The 19,192-nt window shown below is 64.6% G+C and carries 15 protein-coding genes and 1 tRNA gene; 4 read left to right on the plus strand and 12 right to left on the minus strand.

Annotation, left to right across the window (positions count from 1 at the left end; all coding sequences use genetic code 11):
• The first annotated feature begins 312 nt into the window (after positions 1–312).
• Positions 313–831, plus strand: coding sequence for a hypothetical protein (locus KVT32_RS04895; RefSeq protein ID WP_152383606.1), 519 nt, complete (start codon positions 313–315; stop codon positions 829–831).
• 96 nt (positions 832–927) lie between these two features.
• Here KVT32_RS04895 and pssA read toward each other — a convergent pair whose 3' ends face one another.
• The 4 genes from pssA to KVT32_RS04915 all read right to left on the minus strand — a co-directional run bounded on the left by pssA (position 928) and on the right by KVT32_RS04915 (position 5,264).
• Positions 928–1,701: a CDP-diacylglycerol--serine O-phosphatidyltransferase gene (gene pssA / locus KVT32_RS04900; RefSeq protein WP_062840424.1), complete on the minus strand. Its 774-nt coding sequence runs from the start codon at positions 1,699–1,701 to the stop codon at positions 928–930.
• A gap of 199 nt (positions 1,702–1,900) precedes the next feature.
• Entirely contained in the window at positions 1,901–2,917 is a 1,017-nt protein-coding gene (ilvC, locus tag KVT32_RS04905) for a ketol-acid reductoisomerase (protein ID WP_062840423.1), read from the minus strand.
• Between the two features lie 73 nt (positions 2,918–2,990).
• A complete protein-coding gene (gene ilvN / locus KVT32_RS04910) occupies positions 2,991–3,482 on the minus strand; it encodes an acetolactate synthase small subunit (protein ID WP_006223608.1) in 492 nt (163 codons plus the stop codon).
• 12 nt (positions 3,483–3,494) lie between these two features.
• Positions 3,495–5,264 carry an acetolactate synthase 3 catalytic subunit gene (locus tag KVT32_RS04915; RefSeq protein WP_371825567.1) on the minus strand — a complete coding sequence of 590 codons (1,770 nt, stop codon included), beginning with the start codon at positions 5,262–5,264 and terminating at the stop codon, positions 3,495–3,497.
• A 417-nt stretch (positions 5,265–5,681) separates the two neighbouring features.
• Between KVT32_RS04915 and KVT32_RS04920 the strand changes: the two genes are divergently transcribed.
• Positions 5,682–7,907 carry an FUSC family membrane protein gene (locus KVT32_RS04920; RefSeq protein ID WP_175156797.1) on the plus strand — a complete coding sequence of 742 codons (2,226 nt, stop codon included), beginning with the start codon at positions 5,682–5,684 and terminating at the stop codon, positions 7,905–7,907.
• A 185-nt stretch (positions 7,908–8,092) separates the two neighbouring features.
• Here the strand turns inward: KVT32_RS04920 and yaaA are convergent, their stop codons facing one another.
• The 3 genes from yaaA to KVT32_RS04935 form a co-directional block, all read right to left on the minus strand.
• Positions 8,093–8,866, minus strand: a complete 774-nt coding sequence (gene yaaA, locus KVT32_RS04925) for a peroxide stress protein YaaA (protein WP_152383604.1) — start codon at positions 8,864–8,866, stop codon at positions 8,093–8,095.
• 16 nt (positions 8,867–8,882) lie between these two features.
• Entirely contained in the window at positions 8,883–9,665 is a 783-nt protein-coding gene (locus KVT32_RS04930) for a 3-hydroxybutyrate dehydrogenase (protein ID WP_152383603.1), read from the minus strand.
• A 120-nt stretch (positions 9,666–9,785) separates the two neighbouring features.
• Positions 9,786–11,003 (minus strand): cation:proton antiporter, encoded by a 1,218-nt coding sequence (locus KVT32_RS04935; RefSeq protein ID WP_062840420.1) that lies wholly within the window; start codon positions 11,001–11,003, stop codon positions 9,786–9,788.
• Between the two features lie 234 nt (positions 11,004–11,237).
• On the opposite strand from KVT32_RS04935, the gene KVT32_RS04940 reads away from it, so the two are divergent.
• A tRNA-Ser gene (locus KVT32_RS04940) sits at positions 11,238–11,328 on the plus strand.
• Positions 11,329–11,425: 97 nt separating this feature from the next.
• On the opposite strand, the gene KVT32_RS04945 is transcribed toward KVT32_RS04940, so the two are convergent.
• The 4 genes from KVT32_RS04945 to KVT32_RS04960 all read right to left on the minus strand — a co-directional run bounded on the left by KVT32_RS04945 (position 11,426) and on the right by KVT32_RS04960 (position 17,065).
• Positions 11,426–13,042 carry a methyl-accepting chemotaxis protein gene (locus tag KVT32_RS04945; RefSeq protein ID WP_276529892.1) on the minus strand — a complete coding sequence of 539 codons (1,617 nt, stop codon included), beginning with the start codon at positions 13,040–13,042 and terminating at the stop codon, positions 11,426–11,428.
• A 756-nt stretch (positions 13,043–13,798) separates the two neighbouring features.
• Complete coding sequence (locus KVT32_RS04950) at positions 13,799–14,416, minus strand: flavin reductase family protein (RefSeq protein WP_056321417.1); 618 nt, start codon at positions 14,414–14,416, stop codon at positions 13,799–13,801.
• Between the two features lie 3 nt (positions 14,417–14,419).
• On the minus strand, positions 14,420–15,382 hold the full coding sequence (locus KVT32_RS04955; RefSeq protein WP_152383601.1) for a carbon-nitrogen hydrolase family protein: 963 nt from the start codon (positions 15,380–15,382) through the stop codon (positions 14,420–14,422).
• 30 nt (positions 15,383–15,412) lie between these two features.
• The gene (locus tag KVT32_RS04960) at positions 15,413–17,065 is read right to left on the minus strand and encodes an MFS transporter (RefSeq protein ID WP_217617771.1); all 1,653 of its coding nucleotides are present in this window, start codon (positions 17,063–17,065) and stop codon (positions 15,413–15,415) included.
• A 161-nt stretch (positions 17,066–17,226) separates the two neighbouring features.
• Here KVT32_RS04960 and KVT32_RS04965 point away from each other — a divergent pair, with 161 nt between their 5' ends.
• The gene (locus KVT32_RS04965) at positions 17,227–18,081 is read left to right on the plus strand and encodes an IclR family transcriptional regulator (RefSeq protein ID WP_062840415.1); all 855 of its coding nucleotides are present in this window, start codon (positions 17,227–17,229) and stop codon (positions 18,079–18,081) included.
• Between the two features lie 18 nt (positions 18,082–18,099).
• On the opposite strand, the gene KVT32_RS04970 is transcribed toward KVT32_RS04965, so the two are convergent.
• A complete protein-coding gene (locus tag KVT32_RS04970) occupies positions 18,100–19,080 on the minus strand; it encodes a tripartite tricarboxylate transporter substrate binding protein (RefSeq protein WP_217617772.1) in 981 nt (326 codons plus the stop codon).
• Positions 19,081–19,192 lie beyond the last annotated feature (112 nt).

Here is a 19,192-nt window from a genome sequence, read left to right on the forward strand (position 1 = left end):
GACCTCTTCGGACATGCGACAGGGCCGAGGCGCCCTGACGTGGTTTGGAAAAAATTTGCGCGAGCCAGGCTTGAATTCGCTTTCTCACTGCTGCCATTGGCGGGATCGGGCAGGACCTGCAAATAAGGCGTGACGCCGTGTTGCGGGCACTGCGACAAGCCACCAGCGGCTGGCGCAAAGGATCTTGCAGAATCAATACATTTGATAAAGCTCGGCGATTATAGCTGATTCGCTAGAATTACCCCAGCAAGGAGACTGGACCCGGCCAATGGCCGGTCGAGGCGGCAACGCCCACCCCACAGGAGCAAGGACATGATCAGCCCAAACCGAATGGTCCGCTTGGCCGCCGCATCGATCGCACTGGCCGGTCTGGCCGCCTGCGCCAACATGACCGAGGTGCCGCCCGGCACCCCGCTGTCGCAAGTCCAGGCGCAATTTGGCGCGCCCAACTTCGAATGTCCCCAGGCCAACGGAGGCCGGCGCGTCATCTGGACGCAGCAGCCGATGGGCCAGTATGCGTGGGGCGCCAACGTCGGTCCCGATGAACGGGTCGACCGGGTGATGCCGCTTCTGACCGACGCGCATTTCAAGGTGCTGGAGACGGGAGATTGGGGGCCGGATCGCGTGCGCTGCGAATTCGGACCGCCCGCGCGCATCGACCAGGCCGGGCTGGGCGAAAAGCGCGAAGTCGTCTGGTCGTACCGCTACAAGGAAAACGGCGTGTGGAACTCGCTGATGTACGTCTACATGAGCCGCGACGGCAGCAAGGTAACGCACTTTCATCCCGGGCCGGACCCCATGTACGACGACGACCGGTTCAACTGGTGGTAGATGGCCCGCCCGGGCTGTCTGCGCCCCGGACCTGAAGGCCCGCCAGAATGAAAAAACCCGCCGGTTTTGCATCGGCGGGTTTGTTTTTGGGCGTCCTCAGGAGGAATGGCCCCGGCGCTCCTGCTGCAGGCGGCGCACCTTGTTCCAGCGCCAGACCCACGTGACCCAGCCCGACAGGCCGTACAGCACGAACAGGCCGAACAGCACCACCGGAGGATCGCTGGACACGAACACGAACACCGCGACGACGAGCAGGATGCCCCAGAACGGCACGCTGCGGCCCAGGGCGAAGCTCTTGCCGCTGAAGAACGGCGCGTTCGACACCATGGTGATGCCGGCGTACATGGTTAGCGTGAACGCCACCCAGGCCATCAGGCTGTCATGGATGGGCAGCTTGTTGTCCACGGCCAGCCACACAAAACCGGCCACCAGCGCGGCCGCGGCCGGGCTGGGCAGGCCCTGGAAGTAGCGTTTGTCGACCACGGCGATGTTGGTGTTGAAGCGCGCCAGACGCAGCGCCGCGCCCGACACATACACGAAGGCCGCCAGCCAGCCCCAGCGGCCAAGGTCGTTCAGGATCCATTCGTACATGACCAGCGCCGGCGCCACGCCGAACGACGTCATGTCGGACAGCGAGTCGTATTGCTCGCCGAATGCGGACTGGGTGTTGGTCAGGCGGGCCACCCGGCCGTCCATGCCGTCCAGCACCATGGCGACAAAAATGGCGATGGCGGCGACTTCGAAGCGGTCGTTCATGGCCTGCACAACGGCATAGAACCCGGCAAACAAAGCGGCGGTGGTGAACGCGTTGGGGAGCAGGTAAATGCTCCGGTGGCGGTTCTCGGAATCGCGCATGGAAAAATTGGGCATGGTCTCAATAACTTACGACGGACTTTGAAAGGTTAACCTATCTGGCCCTGCTTGCGGGCTACAGCAAGGATCGTGCCCGGCCCAATTGGCGCCAGGGGCCGTAAATAAGCAGGAAAAGGCCAAAAAAAGCGGCATGCCCTTGCGAGGCATGCCGCTTCGATCCTGACTGGCGGGGCCCAAAGCCCCGCCTGCCCGGGGATTAGTTCTTGGACTTGTCCACCAGCTTGTTGGCGGCGATCCAGGGCATCATGGCGCGCAGCTTGCCGCCCACTTGCTCGATCTGCGATTCCGCGTTGATGCGGCGGCGCGAGGTCAGCGTCGGGGCGCCGGCGGCGTTTTCCAGGATGAACTTCTTGGCGTATTCGCCGGTCTGGATGTCCGTCAGGCACTGGCGCATGGCCTTGCGGGTTTCGTCCGTGACGATCTTCGGACCCGTTTCGTATTCGCCGAATTCGGCGTTGTTCGAAATCGAGTAGTTCATGTTGGCGATGCCGCCTTCGTAGATCAGGTCGACGATCAGCTTAAGCTCGTGCAGGCACTCGAAGTAGGCCATTTCGGGCGCGTAGCCGGCTTCCACCAGCGTGTCGAAACCGGCCTTGATCAGTTCGACGGTACCGCCGCACAGCACGGCCTGTTCGCCGAACAGGTCGGTTTCGGTTTCTTCGCGGAAGTTGGTTTCGATGATGCCGGCACGGCCGCCGCCGTTGGCGCTGGCGTACGACAGGGCCACGTCACGCGCGGCGCCCGACTTGTCCTGGTACACGGCCACCAGGTGGGGCACGCCGCCACCTTGCTTGTACGTGTTGCGCACCGTGTGGCCGGGGGCCTTCGGGGCGATCATGATGACGTCGATGTCTTCGCGCGGCACGACCTGGCCGTAGTGCACGTTGAAACCGTGGGCAAACGCCAGGGCGGCGCCCGCCTTGATGTTGGCGTGGACTTCGTTGTTGTAGACCGAAGCGATATTCTCGTCGGGCAGCAGCATCATCACGATGTCGGCCGACTTGACGGCGTCGGCGACTTCCTTGACTTCCAGGCCGGCGTTGGCGGCCTTGTTCCACGAGGCGCCGCCCTTGCGCAGGCCGACGATGACCTTCACGCCCGACTCATGCAGGTTCAGCGCGTGCGCGTGGCCTTGCGAGCCGTAACCGATGATGGCGACGGTCTTGCCTTTGATGAGGGACAGATCGCAGTCTTTGTCGTAGAAAACTTTCATGTTGTGCTCCAGATTCCAGTATTTGGATATTCGTTTGATTCAGATGTAGGGTGAGGCAGGCCTGGAAGGCCGGTCAAATCTTCAAAATCCGTTCACCGCGTCCGATGCCGGACACGCCGGTGCGCACGGTTTCAAGGATGGCACTGCGGTCCAGGGCCTCGAGGAAGGCCTGTACTTTTTCCTGCACCCCGGTCAGTTCGATGGTGTAGGACTTGTCGGTGACGTCGATGATGCGGCCGCGGAAGATGTCCGCCATGCGCTTCATTTCCTCGCGTTCCTTGCCGACGGCGCGCACCTTCACGAGCATCAGCTCGCGCTCGATGTGGGCGCCTTCGGTGAGGTCCACCACCTTCACGACATCGACCAGGCGGTTCAAATGCTTGGTGATCTGTTCGATGACCTCGTCCGAGCCGGTCGTGACGATGGTCATGCGCGACAGCGTGGAATCCTCGGTGGGCGCCACGGTCAGGGTTTCGATGTTGTAGCCCCGCGCGGAAAACAGGCCGACCACGCGCGACAGCGCGCCGGGTTCGTTTTCGAGGAGGACGGAAATCACGTGTTTCATTGCGGGGCCTCCTTACAGGTCTTCAGAGCCGAGCAGCATTTCGGTCAGCCCGCGGCCGGCCTTGACCATCGGCCACACGTTTTCGGTGCGGTCGGTGATGAAGTCCAGGAAGACCAGGCGCTCCTTGTGCTTGCCAAACGCCTCGCGCAGCGCCGGTTCGACGTCGGCCGGGCGCTCGATGCGCAGGCCCACGTGGCCATAGGCCTCGGCAACCTTGACGAAATCGGGCAGCGAATCCATGTACGACTCGGAATAGCGCGAGCCGTAGTCGATCTGCTGCCACTGGCGCACCATGCCCAGGAAACGGTTGTTCAGGCAGACGATCTTGGGCGTCAGGCGGTACTGGTGGCAGGTCGACAATTCCTGGATGTTCATCTGGATCGAGGCTTCGCCGGTGATGACGGCGACGTCCTTGCCCGGATTGGCCATCTGCACGCCCATGGCGTACGGCAGGCCCACCCCCATGGTGCCCAGGCCGCCAGAGTTGATCCAGCGGCGCGGCTTGTCGAACTTGTAGTACTGCGCTGCCCACATCTGGTGCTGGCCGACGTCCGAGGTGACGAAAGCGTCGCCGCCCGTCACTTCCCAGAGCTTTTCCACCACGTACTGCGGCTTGATGACTTCGGTCGAGTTGGCGAACTTCAGGCATTCCTTGCCGCGCCACGTCTCGACCTGGTCCCACCATTTGGCGAGCGAGGCCGGCTTGTGCTCGGCGGCGGCGATCTCGAACTGCGCGCTGAGGTCGGCCAGGACGTCCTTGACGTTGCCCACGATCGGGACATCCACGCGCACGCGCTTGGAGATCGACGAGGGATCGATGTCGATATGGATGATCTTGCGGGCGTTCTGCGCGAAGTGCTTGGGGTTGCCGATCACGCGGTCATCGAAACGGGCGCCGATGGCAAGCAGCACGTCGCAGTGCTGCATGGCCATGTTGGCCTCGTACGTGCCGTGCATGCCGGGCATGCCCACGAACTGGCCGCTGCTGGCCGGGAAGCCGCCCAGACCCATGAGGGTGCTGGTGCAGGGCGCGCCCAGCTGCGTCACGAGCTTGTTGAGCTCGGGCGCGGCGTTCGACAGGATGACGCCGCCGCCCGTGTAGATCATGGGGCGTTCGGCGGCCAGCAGCATCTGCACGGCCTTCTTGATCTGTCCTTGATGGCCCTTGTTGACGGGCGCGTAGGAACGCATCGAGATCTCGCCCTTGGGCGGCACGTACTTGCACTGCGCGACGGTGATGTCCTTGGGGATATCCACCAGCACCGGGCCCGGACGCCCCGTGCGCGCAATGTAGAACGCGCGGCGCATGGTTTCGGCCAGGTCCTTGACGTCACGCACCAGGAAGTTGTGCTTGACGCAGGGACGCGTGATGCCGACGGTGTCGCACTCCTGGAAGGCGTCTTCGCCAATGGCCGCAGTGGGCACCTGCCCGCTGATGATGACCATCGGGATGGAGTCCATATAGGCGGTGGCAATGCCGGTAACGGCATTGGTCACGCCCGGACCGCTGGTCACGATGCAGACGCCGACCTTTTGCGACGAGCGCGAATAGGCATCGGCCGCGTGCACGGCAGCTTGCTCGTGACGAACCAGGATATGCTGGAATTTGTCTTGCTTGAAGATTGCGTCGTAGATATAGAGCACCGCGCCGCCAGGGTAGCCGAAAACGTGTTCCACGCCTTCATCGGCCAGGCAGCGCACGACGATGTCGGCGCCATTCATTTCCATGCTGTAGTTCCTTTCAGTACCGGCCCTGCAACCCTGACTGCTGCGCGCCCGGATACGGCGGCAACTGAACCCATACCGGTTACGACAACATGATCCGGCGCTTAGCGGCTCACGGAGCCACGCCACCCGGACACCTTGCCGACCCGGCACACGCTCGACAGAACGCAGTGCAAACGCCCCTTGGGGACGCTGGAGGTCGAAATGGAAGCCTTGGCAACACACGCTTGTGGCGCGGCCAACGGCAGGTGTGACTTGCTGCAGGACGGCTGGGATGTGACCCTGGCCGTTCGCATCAACGCTCCGGTTTCGGATAGGCAGACCGAAGCAAGTGTGGCAATTTACCGCGTTGCGTCAAAGGTGGCAAATCGGCTTTTGCCGACCGTTGCAAGGAGGGTTCGGTAACTATCCGGCCCCAAAACCCGCGATGGCCTCTCTATACTTGTTGCGTCGTCCAGAACCGAGCCGCCGCCCATGGATTTACGCATTGCCAGCATCCGCCGCTTTCTCTATAGCCACTACTTCTTCGGAGGGGTGCGCCAGGGGGTTGGCATGCTCTTGCCCGTGCTGGTGCTGGGCGGCATCTTCGGCAATTACACGACCGGCCTGGTGGCGACCTTCGGCGCCCAGTGCCTGGCCATCATCGACCAGCCGGGCGGTCCGCAGCGGCACCGCACCAACGAAATGCTGGGCGGCGCGGCGCTGGGCACGATCACGGTCATCATCACGGGGCTGGCGTCCACGAATCCGGTGCTGATCTGGCTGGTGGTCATCGCGCAGTGCTTCGTCTATTCCATGTTCACCGTGTTCGGCAAGCGCGGCGGCCTGATCGGCTTTGCGGGCCTCTTGCTGATGACGCTGACCATGCATTCGCCGCTGGCGCCGCACGAAGTCCTGTCCCATGCCGCCGCCACGCTGGGCGGCGCGCTGTTCTATGTGGTGTTCAGCTTGGGGTTTTCGCGGCTGTTCTGGCTGCGCGAAGAGCAGCAGGCCATGTCGGTGGCGCTGTTTGCCACCGCCGACTACGTGGCCGCGCGCGCCAACTTCTACGACGAAACGTCCGATCTGGACGAGGCCTACCGCAACCTGATCCAGCGCCAATCGGTCATGACCGAGAAGCACCAGGCCGCGCGCGACATGGTGTTGCGCGCCCTGCCCCGCGGCAAGGGACTGGGCGACCGCCAGCGCGTGATGATCTGGAACATGTTCGTGGACATGCTGCAGCTGCTGGACACGCTGGTTGCCACGCATACCGACTACGCCGCGCTGCGCCGCACGCTGGCCGGCAACGACTGCCTGATCTTCATGCGCGACGCGCTGGTGAAGATGTCGCTGGAGCTGAACCGCATCGCGCTGGACGTCTCGCGCGGGCGCAAGGTGCAGTACCGCAGCAGCGCCAAGGCCGAACTGCGCGCCATCGAATACGAGATCGAACAATTGAAGCAGCAAGGGCTGGGCGAGCGCGATCCGGAGATGCTGGCGCTCATCGTCCAGGTGCTGCGGCGCCTGCGCAATTCGGCGCGCATCGTGGACCGGCTGGCCGATCACACCGCGGCCTCGCCCGACGCCAAGCCGACCGATGTGCTGCGCATCAACAAGTCGCTGACGCGGTTCATTTCGCGCCAGGAGTTCCGGTTTGGCCTGTTGACCAGCAACCTGCGGCTGGATTCTCCGCATTTCCGCTACGCGCTGCGCGTGACGGCCGCCGCGGCCATCGCGATGACGCTGGCCAGCCGCTGGCTGTCGCCCGAGTTCTCGGCGCACAACTACTGGATCATGCTGACCATCGTCATCATCATGAAGCCGGGCTTCGCGCTGACGCGCCAGCGCAATGGCTGGCGCTTGATGGGCACCCTGATCGGCTGCATCGCCGCGCTGCTGCTCTTTAACGTGACCGACGAGCCCAGCATCCTGTTCGCCGTGCTGCTGGGCGCATGCATCATGGGCAACAGCCTGGTGCAGCTGAACTACATGGCCAGCGCAATCTTCAACACCTTGTTCGTGGTGCTGGTGTTTCACTTCGTGTCGCCAGGCACCGTGTCCATGTCGGTGATCGGCGAACGCGCCATCGACACGCTGCTGGGCTGCGCGCTGGCGCTGGTCTGCAGCTACATCCTGCCGTGGTGGGAGGCGCGTTACCTGAAGCCGCTGGCCTCGGCCGCGACCCGCGCCAACCGCGAGTATCTGCTGGCCGGCCTGCGCTACGTCGAAGCCATGCAGGCGCACGGCGCGCCGGTGGGCGAAGCCGCTGCCGAGACGCCGGCCGTCACCGACGCCGACCTGGCCTGGCGATTGGCGCGCAAGAACGTGCACATCGCCTTCAGCAATTTCGCCGAGGCGTTCTACCGGATGATGAGCGAACCCAAATCGCATCAGGTGGACGTGCCGGAACTGAACAACCTGCTGATTCAGAACCACGTGCTGGCCTCGCAGATCACCGCCGCGATTCCCATTCTGGCGGCGCTGCCCGCCACGCCCGAACCCATCAAGCAGGCCCTGGACGGCATGACCGTCCTGCTGGACGAAAGCAGCCCGCGCGTGCCGCTGGACCTCCCCACGCAGTTCGACACCGCCGGCGACCAGGCCGCGCTGGTCTATCCCGTGAAGCAGATGCTCAAGGCCACTCACATGATCCGCCAGGAACTGCTGGCGCTGGCCGACCCGCTGCATGCGCCGCCCGTGGCGGCCGCGGCTTCGTAAGCTGGCGTTCGCCGGTTCCGCGGGCAAAAAAATGCCGGCCTGGCGCAGATGCCAGGCCGGCATTTTTTTGTGAAAAGGCGAAGCCCGAGCAGCTCCAACCAGGTGTCTGACACCCCAACGAGACAGTCTTCAAGCGACCGCACCGCTTCCGGGGTGTCTGACACCCTCCCCGCTCGACAACTCCGTCAGTCCAGCTTGCGGCGGAACACCAGCTTGTCTGCCGACGACGCTGATGCGTCGTACGCGTAGCCTTCCAGATCAAAGCCCTGCAGCCCTTCCGGCTTGGCGACCTTGTGCTGGATCGCGTAACGCGCCATCAGCCCGCGTGCGCGTTTGGCATGGAAGCTGATGATCTTCCAGGCGCCGTTCTTCCAGTCCTGGAACACGCATTGCACCACCCGCGCCTTCAGCACCTTCTGGTCCACCGACTTGAAATACTCCTCGGAGGCCAGGTTGATGATGACCGGCGACTTCTGGCCGGCCTGGCGCTCGTTCAGGTAGTCCGCGATGGTGCTGCCCCAGTATTCATACAGGTTCTTGCCCTTGGGGGTCTCCAGCCGCGTGCCCATTTCCAGCCGGTAGGGCTGCATCAGGTCGAGCGGGCGCAGCACGCCGTACAGACCGCTCAGGATGGCGACGTGCTCCTGAGCCCAGTCGAGCTGCTTGGCCGACAGGGTGGCGGCGTCCAGGCCTTCGTAGACGTCGCCATTGAAGGCCAGCACGGCCTGGCGCGAGTTGGCCTGCGTGAAGCTGCGCTTCCAGTGCGCGTAGCGCTGGACGTTCAGCTCGGACAGGGCCGGGCTCAGGTTCATGAGTGCCGAGATGTCCTCGGCGGTCTTGGTCTTCAGAACCTTGATCAGGCCCGCGGCCTGATCCACGAACATCGGCTGGGTGTGCGTCTCGATGTGCAGCGGCGAGTCGTAGTCCAGCTTCTTGGCGGGGGAAAGCAACAACAGCATTCAGGATTTCCTTGATTTAGCGCGCCGTCCAGCCGCCATCGACGGAGACGGTCGTGCCGGTGATTTGCGCGGCGGCATCCGAGGCCAGGAACACGGCGGTGCCGCCCAGTTGTTCCGGCGTCACGAATTGCAGGGACGGCTGCTTTTCGCTGAGCAATTCGCGGGCAGCGGCTTCCTGGTCGACGCCATTCTTTTCGGCCAGCGCGGTGATCTGCTTTTCGACGAGCGGGGTGCGCACCCAGCCCGGGCAGATCGCGTTGGCGGTGATGCCCTGCCCGGCCGTTTCCAGCGCCGTGACCTTGGTGAATCCCACCACGCCGTGCTTGGCCGCGACATAGGCCGACTTGCTAGCCGAGGCCACCAGACCGTGCGCCGACGCGATATTGATGATGCGGCCCGAGCCTTGCTTCTTCATGTGCGGCAAGGCGGCGGCGGTGCCGTGGAAGACGGCGGACAGATTCAGCGCCAGAATGGCGTCCCACTTTTCGGTCGGGAAATCTTCGATCAGCGCCGTGTGCTGGATGCCGGCGTTATTGACCAGGATGTCGATGCGGCCCAACTGGCGCACGGTGTTCTCGACCAGCTCGCGCACGGCCGCTCCCTTGGACAGATCCGCGCCGTCGTAGATGACCTTCACGCCATGCTTGCTGGCCAGTTCCGAACGCAGCTTTTCAATGTCGGCCGCGTCGCCGAAGCCGTTCAGGACGATGTCCGCACCCTGCTGGGCGAAGGCCGTGGCGATACCCAGGCCGATGCCGCTGGTGGAACCGGTGACAAGCGCTACTTTTCCTTTGAGCATGAGCTTTCTCCTGTGAGCGGGCGCATAAGTGAGGAAAACGAAAAGGGGCAAACGAACAGGGCTACAAGTGTAGCTGCCCGGCAAGGCGCCCATCATGCCATGCCCTCACCCGCCGCAGGGTCAAGCGGCGGGCGGCTTGTCCGCCGGGGACGATGACGCGGCGTCGGCGGGCGGCGCGGCGTCCGCCACCGGCAGGCCGGCCATGCCGCCGTACTTTTCGGGCACGCGCTCCAGCACCTTGATCAGCACCGGCACCACGCCCATCGACACGGCGACGATCACCGACAACACGTCGCGCTGCTCCAGGTTCACAAGATGGTTGTCCCACGCTTCGTTGAAGATGGCGAAGCTGAACTCGCCGCCCTGGGCCAGCACCAGCGCAAACAGCAGGCGGTGATAACGAGGCAACCCCAGAAAGCGGGCAAAGCCGTAAAGGATGACGGCCTTGACCGCCAGCAGGGCCAGCACGCCGGCGCAGATGAACATCCAGTGATGGGCCACCACCTTCAAGTTGATGGACATGCCGATGGCCACGAAGAACAGGCCCAGCAGCAATCCCTTGAACGGGTCGATCGCCTTTTCGAGTTCGTGCCGGTAGCGCGATTCGGCCATCAGCACGCCCACCAGGAATCCGCCCAGGCCGGCCGACAGGCCCGCATAGTCGAACAACTGGGCGGCGCCCACCACCATCAGCAGCGCGGCGGCGGTAAACAGTTCGTTCAATTCCGCCTTGGCTGCCCAGCCCAGGAGACGCAGCCGGTAGGCCAGCGCCACCACCGCCACGGCGACCAGGGCTTCCTTGAAGGAGGGAGCCGACGTGCCATCCGAACCCAAGAGGCCGGCAGCCACCAGCATCGGAATTGCGGCCATGTCCTGAAACAGCAGCACCCCCAGCGCCGAGCGCCCCAGCGGCGCGCGGGTCAACTGGCGCTCGTCGAGCAGCCGCAGCGCCACCGCCGTGGACGACAGCGCCAGCGACAGGCCGCACAGCACAGCTGCCTGCCATTCCATGCCGGCCAGATGCCGCAGGGCCGCGCCGAACACCACGCCCAGCAGCAGGCCGCACACCAGCATCTGCAGCGAACCCAGGACAAAGACTTCGTTGCGCATCGCCCACAGGCGCTTGGGCGACAGCTCCAGCCCGATGATGAACAGCATCATCACGACGCCCCACTGCGAGACGCCGATCATCGTGTCCACATTGGTGACCAGCTTGAAGCACGATGGGCCGACCAGGATGCCTGCGATCAGATAGCCGGGAATGGCGCCCAGACCCAGCATTTGTGTGACGGGCACGCACAGCACCGCGGCGAGCAGCAGGATGAGGATGAGGTCCATGGGATGGGCAGAGGGCGGAATGGGAAGAATTCTGGCCAAAGATTGCCCCGGCTGAAAGCCGGATGAAACCCGTTGTGGTCCTTTTACCCTTCCTTTTATCCGCCCCTTTACACAAAAGAAAAAAATCCTGTAGAATTGCGGGCTTCGCTGCTCCGACAACGAAGATCCTTCCGACCAGGGATCTTTAGTGAAGTCTTGTTAAACCGAAACTTCACCGCTGCGGAACCCAGCCACGGAGAGGTGGCAGAGTGGTCGAATGTACCTGACTCGAAATCAGGCGTACGGTATCCCCGTACCGTGGGTTCGAATCCCACCCTCTCCGCCAAGTATTAAAGAACGAAGCCCCTGAGAAATCAGGGGCTTTTTTCTTTGTGCTGTCTTTGGTGCGGGATTATCGGTGTGGGCTTATCGGTGTGGACTGATCAATAAGCAGCCAGCCGCCGCGGCGCCGGCGTTTCGCCAGCGTGGACGGACGACACCGCCTCAACCGCCAACACCCGCTCCGCCCCGCCCGGCAACCTGAACGCGCTCACCGCCCGCGTCAAATCTGCCGACTGATCCTGCATCGATCCCGCCGCCGCGGCGGCCTCTTCGACCAGGGCGGCATTCTGCTGGGTCACCTCGTCCATCTGCGCCACGGCGCGGTTGACCTGCTCGATGCCGTCAGCCTGTTCGGCCGAGGCCGCGGCGATTTCGCCCATGATGTCGGTCACGCGTTGCACGGAACTGACGATCTCCTGCATGGTCGCCCCGGCGCGTTCGGCGCTGCCCGAGCCCTGGCCGATCTTCTGGACGGTGTCTTCGATCAGCACCTTGATCTCCTTGGCGGCCTGGGCGCTGCGCTGCGCCAGCGTCCGCACCTCGGCGGCCACGACCGCGAAGCCCTTGCCCTGCTCGCCAGCCCGCGCGGCTTCCACGGCGGCGTTCAGGGCCAGGATGTTGGTCTGGAATGCAATGCCGTCGATCACCGACACGATGTCCGAGATCTTCACCGAGCTGGCGGAGATCGCGTTCATGGTGCTGACGACTTCGGACACGGTGGCGCCGCCGCGCGATGCGGTTTCCGAGGCCGCCGCGGCAAGCTGGTTGGCCTGCTTGGCGCTATCGGCGTTCTGCTTGACCGTGGAGGACAGCTGTTCCATAGACGCGGCCGTTTCTTCCAGCGAAGCGGCCTGCTGTTCGGTGCGGGAAGACAGATCGGTATTGCCTGCCGCGATTTCGCCGGACGCGGACGCGATGCTGTCCACACCGGTCCGGATGCGGGCGACCGTAGCGGCCAGGTTGGCGTTCATGGACTCCAGCGCCATCATCAACTGGCCGATCTCGTCACGGGACCGCGCGACGATCGTGCTGGTCAGGTCGTTGGCGGCGACGGTGCGCGCCACGCGCACGGCGTCGGACAGCGGACGGGTGATGCTGCGCGTGAGCAGCACGGACATCAAGAGACCGCACACCACCGCGATGGAGCCGATCACGATCATCCACAGGTTCGCATTGCTGTAGGACGTTTCGATCTCCGCGGCCCGCGCATCGATGTCGGCGCGTTGCAGCGCGGACAGGCGATTGATGTTGTCGATGAACTGACGCGTCGCGGGCAGGAACTCCTGCGTGAAGATCTTGTTGGCGGCCTCGACGTTGCCTTCCTGCTTGGCCTTGAAGATGCCGTCGCGGGTGCGCAAGTAGTCCGCCCGCGCCTTGCCGATTCCCTGCCACAGCGCCTTTTCCTCGTCGGTCTCGATCAGCGGCTCGATCTTCTGCTGCAAGGCCGACGAGTTGCGGGTCGAGGCCGCCGCTTCCTCGGTGAAAAAGCCCGCCAGGCTGGCGTCGGCGCTCTTTGCGATCGCGGTGGTCCGGGTGACCCCGGTCTGGATGTTGCGCGCCCAGTCGTTGATCAGGCGCTCCTTGGTCAGTGAACGTTGCGTCAGCGTGTCGACCGAATCGTTGATGTTGGCCAGGCTGACCAGCCCGACGACGCACATGACCATGATCATGGCCAGCAAGATGGCGAAACCACCCGCCAGGCGGGTTCCAAGCTTCATGTTTTTCATACTGCCTCCGGCGGCTTCCAGGGCAAGTGTGAATGCGGGCTCGGGCGGATGCCTCGGCGGCGGAATTGCGCCGCCTCCAAAACAGGCCAGATGCTCGCAAGCCCCTGGTTATCCGCCCCCAATAATGGTGTCCGTTGTGTCTGAGAATTGCCGGCGGAGAGGTCGAGTTGTCGAGGGTTCTCGCGACGGTCGAACGGATGCTAGCAGTCCGGATTTGGGGGGCATCGGGGGAAATGAAGGCGTTATTGACGCAACCTCGACGCATTGCGCCAAATCGCCGGCGGCGTTGTAAAAAAGCCGCTTTCCGGCCGCAAACGCACGGGAGAGGACCAGGCGGGTTTTGCCGCAGGCTTCGTAGGTCGCCCGCCGCCGCGGCCACCGTGGGCACGATCGCCCACGATTGCGGTCCGGAGCCTTCGCTCCGGACTCCCCCTCGTCATCTTCGTCCGCCTTCGGCTCCCTTCAGATTCCCTCGGGCGCATCGACGGCGCTCGCACCCACGGTGACCGCGACGCCGTGCTGAGAGGGTCTTTGGTATGCGCGCTACAAGACCTGTGGACAGGGCAGGATATCTGCGGGGCCGCCGAATTGCTGCCGCGCGGGCGGCGGCAATCGGCATTCGGCCAGAGGGGCGTCGTCGCGGTGTGCGCTGCGCGCTGGCGGGGTGTTGTGATTCGGTGTGCTGTTGGCGTCCGGTTGGATGTCTTACTTTTGCGCAAAAAAAACGGCCCGAAGGCCGTGGTCAGATCAATCCGGCGTTGTCGGCCGCGCAAGCTGGAAGGTGTCCGTGCTGCGCGCGTACCAGCCGCCGCCGTGCATGCGGGCAATCAGCCCGAGCGCCGGCGTGTCCACGTGGCCGCGCTCGGCGTCGCGCACATAGGCGTCCTCGACGTGCGCGCCCAGGACACGGCCGATGACGACGATCTGGCGCGGGCCGGTCACGACCGTTGCCTGGCTGACGCATTCCAGCGCCACCGGGCTGCCCTGGATGCGGGGCGGCCGGACATGCGTGGACGCGAGCGCCGTCAGGCCGGCCGCGGCCATCTCGTCCACGTCGGCCGGGTAATCGGCGCAGGTCTGGTTCATTTCGCGGACCAGCGACTCCGGCACCAGATTCACCACGAACTCGCCGTTCTCGATGATGTTGGCGCCCGTGTCCTTGAAATCGCCATCGGGATGGCGCATCAGGCCGATCGCGACCGTCGGCGGCTGATGCCCCATCACGTTGAAGAAACTGAAGGGCGCCGCGTTGACCACGCCTTTGCCCGACACGGTGGTGACCCAGGCGATCGGACGCGGCGTGACGGTCGAGGTGAGGATGTTGTAGACCGTCTGCGCCGGCAAGGCGCTGAAATCGAACTCCATCGATCAAGCCTCCTGCTGCGGCGCGGCGGGGCCGGTCGACGACACCGCGCGCTTCTCGCGGGTGTCCACCTGCAGCTGGAAGACGTCGGGGCGGGCGTAGTGTCCGGACACGTCGAAGTCGTACTTGCCGCGCAGGATCTGGTTGGGCTCGATGTCGGCGTACAGGATGGTCTCTTCCGAGAAATCCGGGCCGGCCAGCACCTCGCCGAGCGGGCCGATGATGGCGCTGCCGCCGCGCATAAGCACCGTGTCCGGCGCATCGCCCAGGGCGCATTCGAAGTCTTCGGGATACGCGCTGCGGCGCAGGTGCTGGCACGCCGTCAGCACGTAACAGCGGCCTTCCAGCGCAATGTGGCGCATGCTGGGCACCCAGGTGTCGCGGTCGTCCGCGGTGGGCGCGCAGTACAGCGCCACGCCCTGGCTGTACATGTACATGCGCAGCATGGGCATGTAGTTCTCCCAGCAGATCACCGCGCCGATCTTGCCGTAGGGCGTGTCGATGACGGGTAGGGTGGACCCGTCGCCAAAGCCCCAGATCAGCCGCTCGCCCGCGGTGGGCATCAGTTTGCGGTGCTTGCCCGCCAGGCCGGCCTGGCCATTGAAGTACAGCACGGTGCAATACAGCGTGCCGCCGTCGGCCTCGATGCAGCCCATGACCACGAAGCTGTCGGTATCGGCCGCGGCCTGCGCCACCAGCGCGACCTCTTCGCCGTCCAGGCGGATGGCCTGCCGATGGTATTGGGCGAACGCGTCGCGGCCCTCCGGTTTGCGCATGCCGATGGGCGCGCCGAAGGAGTTGCCCTTGGGATATCCGCCCAGGAAGGCCTCGGGAAACACCTGCACGCGGGCGCCCTGCTCGGCTGCCTGCCGGATGAGCCCGGCCGCCTTCTGGGCGCAGGCCATGCTGTCGGTCGGAATGGACGCCGCCTGGATGACGGCGGCCTTGAAGGTGGTTTGCACGGACATGTCTCTGCTCGCTTCCTTGTCGCGTTGTTGTTAGTGGGCCGGGTCTTCGTCGATGGCCTTCGCACGCGTGTTGGGCAGCAGCAAGCTGCCGATCACGCCCACGATCACCATCACCGTCACCGGGTACATCAGGCCGCCGAAGATATTGCCGCTGGCCTGCGCCAGGTAGGTGGCGGTAAAGGGCACGATACCGCCAAATATGCCGGCGCCGATGTGATACGGAAAGGACAGCGCCGTGTACCGGATGCGCGCGGGGAACAATTCCACCAGATAGGACGCGACCGGACCATAGACCATGGCGACGACGGCGGTCATGAGCACCAGGATCAGGATGATGGTGGCGCGGTCGATCCGCGCCGGATCGGCCTTTTCCGGATAGCCGGCTGCGGTCAGCGCCTTGGCGTACGCCGCGCGGTCAAAGCCGTTGACGGTGGCGCCGCCCACGCTCATCGCGATCTCCTGTCCCGGAATCGGCGCAGCGTATTCGAAGTTGATGCCCTTGCCGACCAGGAATTTCTTGGCCTGCACGCATACCTTCTTGTGGTCGGCGTGGCTGCCGATCATGGCGGCCTGCAGCCCGAAATCGCAGGCGCCGCCGGTGGTGTCGGCATGCACGCGGACGGGCGTCGTCTGCATCGCCTGCGCCAGCGCCGGATTGCCGGCGTTGAGCAGGACGTCGAACATGGCGTGGTAGCCCACCGCGCCGATGAACAGGCCCGCCATCATGATCCACTTGCGGCCCACCTTGTCCGACAGCCAGCCGAACAGCACGAAGGTCGGCGCGCCGATGATGAAGCCGATCAGGATCAGCGTGTAGACGGTGGTCTGATCAAGCTGCACGGCCTGCTGCAGGAAGATCATGACGTAGAACTGGCCGGTGAAGTACGTGGCGCCCTGGCCCGCCGTGACGCCGATCAGCGCCAGCAGCACGAGCCGCAGGCTGGGCCATTGGCCGAACGTTTCCTTGACCGGGTTCTTGGACAGGCGGTTCTGCTGCTTCATGCGCGTGAAGACCGGCGATTCGTGCAGCTTGGCGCGGACGTAGATCGAGATGGCCAGCATCACGATCGACAGGATGAACGGCAAACGCCATCCCCACTGGCGAAAGTCCTCGGCGCTCATCGAGGCCTGGACGCACAGGATCACGACCAGCGACAGGATCAGCCCCGCCGACGAGGTGATCTGGATCCAGCCGGTCAAGAGGCCCCGGCGCCGCGGCTCGCAATGTTCCGCGACGTAGATCACCGCGCCGCCGTATTCTCCGCCCACGGCCAGCCCCTGCACCACCCGCAGCGTCAGCAGCAGGATCCAGGACAGGTGCCCCGCGGTTTCGTAGGTGGGCAGGCAGCCGATCAGCACGGTTGCGCCGCCCATCATGACGACGGTGATCAGGAAGGTGTATTTGCGGCCCAGCTTGTCGCCCAGGTAGCCGAACATCACCGCGCCCAGCGGCCGGATGATGAAGCCCACGGCCAGCGCGCCCAGGGCGGCCAGCAGCGCGACAGTCGGGTTGTCCTGCGGGAACAGGACCTGGCTCATGAAGACGGCCAGCGTCCCGTAGATGAAAAAGTCGTACCACTCGAACAACGTTCCCAGTGTGGAGGCCACCACGACCTGGCGTTCTTCCTTGCGACTCAGCGTCGGCCCGGCGTCGATCCTGGGCATTGCGACATTCGCTTCCATGCTTGCTTTCCCCTGATGTTTTAGATTGATACTGCTGTATGCATTAACTATTATCAAAGCTAAGACGTCACCGGCAAAAGCTAGGGGAAACCCGGCGCGGCGGTCCAAGCGGCAAAAAAGGCCGCTGCTACACTGCCGCCACGCACACAGTGGAGGCAGCAATGGCAAGGCCCGCCGGCAAGGCTGAGAAGAATTCGGAACAGGCGCCTGCCACGGCGCGCAGGGGCATCCAGTCGATCGAAGTGGGATTCCGGATCCTGGACGTCATCCGCAAGACCGGCCGCCCGATGCCGCTCAAGGAAATCGCGGATGCCTGTGCGCTGACCGTTCCCAATGTCCACTATTACCTGGTGAGCTTCCAGAAGGTGGGCGTGGTGCAGCAGCACGCCGACACCGGCCATTACGGGCTCGGTCCGTACGCGCTACGGCTGGGGCTGGCCGCCCTGGAACAGTTCGACGTGTTCACCACGGCGCGCCCGATCATGGCGGAGGTGGCCGCGGCCACCGGCCATACCGTGTTCTTGGGGGTGTGGGGCAACAAGGGGCCCACGATCGTGTACCGCGTCGAGGGCAGCCGCAGCCGGCCCCTCCTGGAATTGCGCGTCGGCACGGTGATGCCGCTGCTGTCATCCGCGCTGGGCCGCAATTTCCTGGCGCACCTGCCGGATGCGCTGACCCGCGAGCTGCTGGAACAGGAGATGGCCTCGTCCGTGCCGGAAAGCCACGGCGGTACCGCCGGCAACGCCTACACGATGGCGGATGTGCAGGCCATTCGCGACGAGGTCCGCAAGCACCACATCAGCCGTTGCCGCCACGCGCTGCTTCCGCACTTCACGTCGCTGTCGGCGCCCATCTTCGACATGCTGGGCGAAATGAAGGCGGCCATCACGCTGATGGGGCCGGTGGGCGCCGTGGATGACGACCTGGAATCGGCCACCGCGCGCCTGCTCAGCGAAAAAGCCCGCTCGATCTCGGCGACGGCGGGCTGGGTGGATCCGGAGGCGGCAGCCATCTGAGTTACGTGGTGTCTGGCTTTATCCCTCAGCCACGATCTTCGCGTCCTGGATCGTCTTCGCGTACTTCTGCTGCTCGCTCTTCATGAATTCGGCAAAGCGCTGCACGCCCCCGCCGCCGTCTTCCGCACCCACCTGCGCCAGCTTTTCCTGCACGTCGGGCATCGCCAGCACCTGGTCGATGTCACGGCTCATGCGCTGGACCATGGCAGCGGGCATGCCGCCCGGCCCGACCATGCCGAACCAGATGCTGGCCTCGAAGCCCGGGTAGCCCTGCTCCGCGACCGTCGGCACATTGGGCTGGCTCTTGGAGCGCTTTTGCAGCGTCTGCGCCAGCGCGATGACCTTGCCGGACTGGATCAGCGGCGTGGCCGTCGTCATGCATTCGAAGCAATACTGCACATGCCCGCCCAGCAGATCGTTCATCAGCGGCGCCGATCCCTTGTAGGGCACGTGCAGCACGTCAATGCCGGCGCGTGCCTTGAAGATTTCCAGCGCCAGGTGCTGGGCCGATCCGCTGCCTGCTGAGCCGAACACGATCTTGCCCGGCTGCGCGCGGCACAGCGCGACGAGGTCGGGCAGCGTCTTGGCCGGTTGCCCGGCACCCCCGATCAGGATGGTTGGCGTCTTGCCGACCAGGGCGATCGGCGTGAAGTCCTTGTCCACCGAATACGCAAGCTTGGGCTGCAGGCCCGGCGCGATGCCGTGGCTATTCACGTGCGCCATCAGCAGCGTGTTGCCATCGCCCGGCTGGCGCGCGACCTGTTCGGCCGCGATGATGCCGGCCGCGCCCGCGCGGTTCTCGACGATGACGGGCATGTTCCACAGCACGCCCAGCTTCTGCCCCAGCAGACGGGCCAGCACATCCGTGCCGCCGCCCGCGGGAAACCCGACCACGACCTTCACCGGCCCGGACGGCATCTCCTGCGCCCGCGCCACCGCGGGCAGCACCAGCGCCGCTCCCAGCGCCGCGGCGCCGGTCATGAATTGCCTACGTTGCATTGTTGTCTCCTCGCGCGCCGGTCCAAAGGCCGGCAACTGGTTATGTGGACACTGCCTGCCTCTGTGGCATCCGGCCATCTGGCGCGGCCTGGATGCGGACCTTCGGTACGAC

Source organism: Achromobacter sp. GbtcB20, assembly GCF_019091095.1.
Taxonomy (GTDB): Bacteria; Pseudomonadota; Gammaproteobacteria; order Burkholderiales; family Burkholderiaceae_B; genus Achromobacter; species Achromobacter mucicolens.